Source organism: Zestomonas insulae (assembly GCF_016901015.1).
Classification (GTDB): Bacteria; Pseudomonadota; Gammaproteobacteria; order Pseudomonadales; family Pseudomonadaceae; genus Aquipseudomonas; species Aquipseudomonas insulae.
Genome location: NZ_JAFEUP010000007.1, coordinates 238,170 through 244,169, shown reverse-complemented (window position 1 = coordinate 244,169; position 6,000 = coordinate 238,170). Strand labels below are relative to the sequence as shown.

Below are 6,000 nucleotides of genomic sequence, written 5' to 3'. Positions count from 1 at the left end.
GTTTTGCTCGCCGCTTACCAGCGTGGGTACCAGCGTCCGCGAGGCTTTGCTGCGAAAGTGCCCAACAACTCACCCAGCGAGCAGCGTTTCTCCTGCTCGAAAGCCAGGCCGCTGCGCAGCGCCCGCCACACGGCGCGTGGTAAGCCGGGCGGCACGTCTGGCTGCAATTGCATCGCACGAGCTTGCTTGGCATTGAGCTGTCGGTACGGCAGCCAGCCACGGCTCAACTGGTAGAGCAGGCAACTGACTGCGTAAATATCTGCGGTGCAGCCGAGTGAGGCGCCCTCGAATAGCTCCGGGGCCGCATAACGGGGCGTCCAAGCTGCAAGTGGTTTGCCGCAGACGCGGCGAAGCTTGCTCGATGCGCTGCCCAGGCCGAAATCAAATAGGCATATGCCGTGCTCGGAGCACATGACATTGCTGGGTTTGATATCGCCATGCAGTACACCTTGTGCGTGAGCATGCTGCAGCGCGTCCAACAACGGCAGAGCCACCTCCTGGAGTGCGGGCCACGGCAATCCCTCTGGATGCTCGTCGAGCAGCTGGTCAAGTGTGTGGCCCTTGAGCAACTCCAGCGTCAAGAAGCCGCGCTCGCTGCTCGGGTCGATCTCAAAACCTAAGGGTCGCACCACGTGCTGGTGGCGCAGGCGGCTGAGCAAAGCGAACTCGCGATGAAGCAGCCGGTTGGCGTCGGGATACGCGAGCAGCTCCTCATTGAGGACCTTCAGGGCCACGTAGGGTTCTGGCTCACCAAACTGTTCGCGCAGCAGATCGCGCGCTTGGTAAACCGCCCCCATACCGCCGAGGCCGAGCAGGCGATCGATTCGATAACGTCCACAGAGCAGCTCGGGAAGCGCTCGGATACTTTCATTGGCGCGAGGCTTGGCGGCATCGTGCCCCGTATTGGCGAAGGCCAAATAGGTGAGGTTCTGATTGCTAGGCACTGGAGGCTCTGGAGTCATCGATGAATCACCACCGCACCGATGTTGTCACGCGCCTCGCCGGCGAGTACCGCGTCGAACATGAGCCGCACGGCTTGCTGCGGGGTTGGCTGCTGTAATGCTGCGCTCAATTCGTACTGTGTCAGCTCCTGATAAAGACCGTCGCTGCACAGCAACAAGGCATCGCCGGGATAGATGGCGAACTCGCAGCGCTCAAGCTGCAGTTCCGGAGTCGCACCGATGGCGCGGAGCAGCCCGCCGGCGCCTGGGTAGTCGGCTGCTGCGCTGGCGCTGAGCTGTTGCTGGTCGACGAGTTGCTGTGCGAGCGAATGATCCTTGGAGAGCTGATAAAGGTGGCCGTTGCGCCGCAGATAACAGCGGCTGTCGCCGGCCCATAGGCAGATGCCGCGTCCCGCATCGGCGAAGAGCGCGACCACTGTGCTACCAATCACTGCCGGTTGCTGACCGGCGCTCAGGGTCAGCTCCTGGGTGAGATGCCGGTTGAGGCGTTGCAGGCAATCCTGCGCCCGGCTCACGCGCTCATCCAGGTCCGCGCAATGCGGCAACACCGCCAGATGTTCGACAACCAATCGACTGGCCAGATCGCCCTGCTGATGGCCACCAAGACCATCTGCCACTGCCCAGACTCCATGCTCAGGTCGATCGAGCACGGCGTCTTCGTTGCGGTGGCGCACATTACCTACGGCGGTGCGCGCACTGCTACGCCAGAGCCCATTCATAGTGCCGCCGGCAGCTTGAAATGGCGTAGCGCAGTGAGATCGAAGGGATTCGGCGCGCGCTGGCTGTGCAGCAAGAAGTTGGCGTGCAGCCCGGCGAGATTAGCCTTGACCATCAGCACATCGCGACCACTGTGAGATTGGGTCTCCATCAGATCGAGAAGGCGAAACAGCGACCAAGGTCCGCTGTTCTTCTCGATGCCGAGCTTGCGTCCGTTAAGGTCATCGACCACCAGGCTCGAGCGACCCTCGCCCGAGGCCGCCGGCCAGCGGAATGCGGTCTGCACGATCGGCCCATGGCGGTACTCGAGACGCTGCTCGCCAAAGCGGAAGTCCGCGCGTGCCAGGCTGGAGTCCAGGGAGTACGGCTCTAGCTCGAAGAGCACCAACGGCTCGGCCGGATTCTCGGCGAAGAAGCCGCGCTGAATCGCATTGGCGCGGCTGATCTGCACCAGCAGTTCGCGTGACAGCGGCAGTGCGTGGCCTTCGAGCTGACGCACCTGGTACGCGCCGCGGCTGTCGCTGACAAAGGGTTGCAGGTAGTCAGCGAAGAAGCGGTCGACGGCGCCCTGGTGCTTAAAGAACTCGCGGAAATCAGCGATGGCGACCTCGCTGTCGCTGTGCGCACTGAACGGATAGCGTTGCTTGATCGCTCCGCGATAGTTGCCATACAGCTCGCTCTGGTAGCGCTGCGCGATGAAGCGATGCGCCTCGTTGAGGATCAGCATCCAACTGTCTTCCGCCTGCAGGCCGAGCCAGCCGGCCACGGGTTGCGGCAGACGCTGCGCGCTGCTGCGTAGTTGGCTCAAGCCGTCGCGTGCACCACCCATGCGCGCTTTCGCCAGGTCGAAGGCGGCCTGCTCAGGGGCGCTGGCCCGGCCCAACGCGGCCAGTTGCTGTTGTACGGCGTCGAGGTTCTGCAGCACGGCGCTGAGGGTGACGCTCGGGCTACCGGCCTCATCGAGCAGTTGGTGAAGCGGCGCGAAGCGCCGTTGCACGGCCGCACGCGGGCTATTGCTTCCGCCGGAGCTGACCAACTTCTTCACCTGTTCGGCGACTGCAGTGGACAGCACATTGCCGGCCGGCGTCGCGGCGCTGGCCAGCACCTCCGTACCCGGGAAGCGCGTATTGCTGCGCACCTCCTCGAGCAGGGTGAGTAGCGGCGAGTTGGCGGCGCTCAACGCGGCTAGCTGTTCGGCACCCTGTTCGGCGCTGCCAATCGGCTCCAGCGCCAGCGCGTTAATGGCCTGTCCCCATAGGTCGGCGTAGTCGCGGAAGTAGAGTTGCTCGACATCGCGCTGCAGGCGTGTCAGATCGGCTCCTCCAAGGCTGTCGTCGCTGCCGAACACCCAGTTGTCCTGCAACACGTTCTGCATCACCTCGCCACTTTGGGCGACGAGCATCTGCAGATAACCGCGCTGGGTATAGAAGCCGGGAATCACGAAGTCGGTGCCGCTGAAGATTGCTGCCTGGGCGCCCAATCGGTCAGCCAGGCGATAGTCCGGCAGGTTGCGCGCCTGATCGCGCAGGCGTTGGTACACCACTTCGGCGAGCGGTTGCCGGCGCAGGGCATCGCGCGCCTGCGCGACCAGCTGGGCATCGAGTGGGTAGGGCGCGAACGGCAGGGCCAGCAGACGTTGCAGGTGCGCGTCGAGGCGTCGCTGCAGCTTGGCATTGCCGACATAGTGCTGGCTCCAGGTCTCGTCCAGCCAGGCGCGCAGGAAGCTCGGGTCACGCTGCTGCGCGACGCCGAGCATCAGGTAGGCGCGCAGGTTGCCCAGTAGCTGATCGCGATCGTCCAGGCTGCTGCGCAGTTGGCCTTCCAGCTGCTGGGCCAGGTGTGGCAGCAACAGATGCTCGAGATCATGGTGATAGGCGTCGAGCAACGTGGGGTTGACCGCTTGCGCCTGATACAGACCACTGCGCAGCAGGGTGGGTACGGCCGCCGCCGGGGGGAACACCTGGGTGGCGGCATAGCTGCTGTCGAGCGGCGGGACGATGGCGCGCAGATCATGCTGCGCGCCGAGCCCCTCACGGTGTTGCTGAAGCTGGCCGGTGATCTCGCGCAGCTGCTCAAAGCGCAGCTGGTTGGCCATGAAGCCGTTGGCCCACAGGCCGCCGCAGGCCAGCAGACTGCAGCAAGCCAGCGCATACAGCGCGCGCTGGCTCCAGCCGATGCGCCGGGCTGCGCTGCGCTCGAGGCCGGCCAGTTCAGCTTCCGGGAAGATCACCCGGCTCAGCAGTTGGTGGATGAAGCGTGGTTGGCCGGTGTCCTGCTGCCCGGCCAGCGCGCTGCTTTCCGGCAGCGGCGCGGCGCTGGTCAGGTAGAAGCCGCGCAGGTGACCGCTGTGCTGGTAGCTATTGCTCGCTAAGGCCTGTTCGACCAGCAGGCCGAGATGCTCACCGATGCGGCTGAGCTGCTGCGGGAAATCGACCAGTTGGCCGCGCCGCTGCAGGTCGCGTTCCTGATGCAGGCGCTGAATCAGTTGGCTGTGCAGGCGGTGCAGCAGCGCCTCGAACTCTTCGCGGATCACCTGAGCATCGGTGCCGTCCTGGCCTTTGCCAAAGCTGGCGCCGAACACCTGCTCGCGTTCGTCGCGCGACAGGCCGCCAAAGTAGGCGTCGAAGCCCGGCAGGCTATCGGTCTTGGTCAGCAGCAGATAGATCGGCAGCTCCACCGCCAGCTGACGATACAGCTCCTGCAGCCGCTGGCGGATCTGCCGAGCGAGTGTGTCCAGCGTGCGAGGGTCATCGCTGAGCAGGCACTCAAGCGGCACGGTCAGCAGCACGCCGTTCAGCGGTCGGGCACGGCGTTTGCGCAGCAGACCGAGCAGATGCAGCCAGGCGCGCGCATCGCCACGATTATCCGGTTGGCTCAGGTAGCGACCGGGAGTATCCAGCAGCACTGCGTGATCGGCGAAGTACCACTCTGCGCACTCCAGCTCGCTGGCATCGGTGGGAGCGCGAGAGCCGCGATCATTTAACGGCAGCTTGAGGCCCGCGCAGGAAAGCAGACTGGTTTTACCCGCGCCGCTGGGGCCGAGTAGCAGGTACCAGGGCAACTGGCTGCGCTGGTGCGCGCTGCGGTCGCGGTACAGCCGCGAGCGACGCAAGGTGCGCAGCGCGTGGCCGAAGCGGCGGCGCAATTCGCGCTGTTCCGCGGCGATCAGCGCTGTGCCGCGCTGCAGTGGCGGCGCACTGTGATCATCGCTCGCGGGCACGCGAGCGCGTTCATTGGCGAAGACCATGCTCAGTCTCCAGATCAGGCTGAGTGCACAGATGCTCAGTGCTCGGTGGCCGGCGTCGGCCCAGAAGCGGACATCGTCGACGGCCAGCAGCGGCCCGCCGAACCAGATCAGCAGCGCGAGAAAGAGGACCAGCGCCAGGCTCCACACCCAGGTCTTGCGGAGGACTGCGGTGACGGCGGCAAACGAGGCTTTCATATCAATTCATCCCTGCATCACTGCGGTGCGACGTGCGGCACGTCGAGGGTTTGGTAGGGCCGCAGCACAGCGGCGCGCTGTTCGCCGAGCACCCAGGCGAAGACCCCGTAGAGGCTGGCCAGACAGGTCAGGGTGAACAGACCGATCAGCCACCAGGGCACGATGCGCACCAGGCGCTGACCGCGCGCGGGCGAGCCCAAACCATGCGGCGACAGCTCGCGCGGCACCTCGCCACGCAGCTGGCGGATGCTGCGGTACAGCTCGTCGCGGAGCAGCTCCAGCGCCTGCGCACCGCGTGACAACACGCGGTACTTGCCCTCGAAGCCGAGCGCCAGGCACAGGTAGAGCAGTTCGAGCATGGGCAGATGCTTGAGCGGGTTGGCCGACAGCCGTTCGAGCAGCTGGAATACCTTTTCGCCACCGAACGTCTCGTTGTGGAAGCGGCTGAGCAGGCTCATCCGCGACCATTCGCCGGCGTCTCCCCAAGGGGTGGTACTCACTGCCTCGTCGAGGACCGTGCACAGCACATAGCGAGCGGCGAGCACCTGGCTGTTCTCGCCACCGTCCTGCAGGGCGCGGTACTCGAACTGTTTCACTTCACCGACCAGGCGTTCCTGCAGCGTGTCGAGGGTTTCGTCGCCCGCGCCATGGCGTAAGCGCACCAGGCTCGCCAGCAACGGGGTGGCCGCGCCGACCAGCGGGTTGAGGCTGAAGTTGAAGCACTCCGCCGGGCGCAGGCGCGCGGCGAGGCGCATGCGCTCCTCGAGTTGTTCGTAGCGCGGCGGCACGGCGACATCGCCGAGCGGGCGGCGTGGCTGGTCGGCGTCCGCCGGGTCGAGCAGCACCGTGCGGTCGTCCTGGTAGTCCCTGTCGTGCATG

At 65.4% G+C, this 6,000-nt stretch carries 4 protein-coding genes; all 4 read right to left on the bottom strand.

What is annotated here, in order from left to right:
• Positions 1-14 precede the first annotated feature (14 nt).
• Genes JQX08_RS21870 through icmH form a run of 4 tightly spaced genes read right to left on the bottom strand, consistent with a single transcriptional unit; the run spans position 15 to position 5,999 of the window.
• Positions 15-962 carry a serine/threonine-protein kinase gene (locus JQX08_RS21870; RefSeq protein ID WP_205350567.1) on the bottom strand — a complete coding sequence of 316 codons (948 nt, stop codon included), beginning with the start codon at positions 960-962 and terminating at the stop codon, positions 15-17.
• The gene (locus JQX08_RS21865; RefSeq protein ID WP_205350566.1) at positions 959-1,681 is read right to left on the bottom strand and encodes a PP2C family protein-serine/threonine phosphatase; all 723 of its coding nucleotides are present in this window, start codon (positions 1,679-1,681) and stop codon (positions 959-961) included. The genes JQX08_RS21870 and JQX08_RS21865 overlap by 4 nt, the downstream gene beginning before the upstream one ends.
• The gene (gene tssM / locus JQX08_RS21860; protein WP_205350565.1) at positions 1,678-5,121 is read right to left on the bottom strand and encodes a type VI secretion system membrane subunit TssM; all 3,444 of its coding nucleotides are present in this window, start codon (positions 5,119-5,121) and stop codon (positions 1,678-1,680) included. Before tssM ends, JQX08_RS21865 begins: the two co-directional genes overlap by 4 nt.
• A gap of 17 nt (positions 5,122-5,138) precedes the next feature.
• Positions 5,139-5,999 (bottom strand): type IVB secretion system protein IcmH/DotU, encoded by an 861-nt coding sequence (icmH, locus tag JQX08_RS21855; protein ID WP_205350564.1) that lies wholly within the window; start codon positions 5,997-5,999, stop codon positions 5,139-5,141.
• Position 6,000 lies beyond the last annotated feature (1 nt).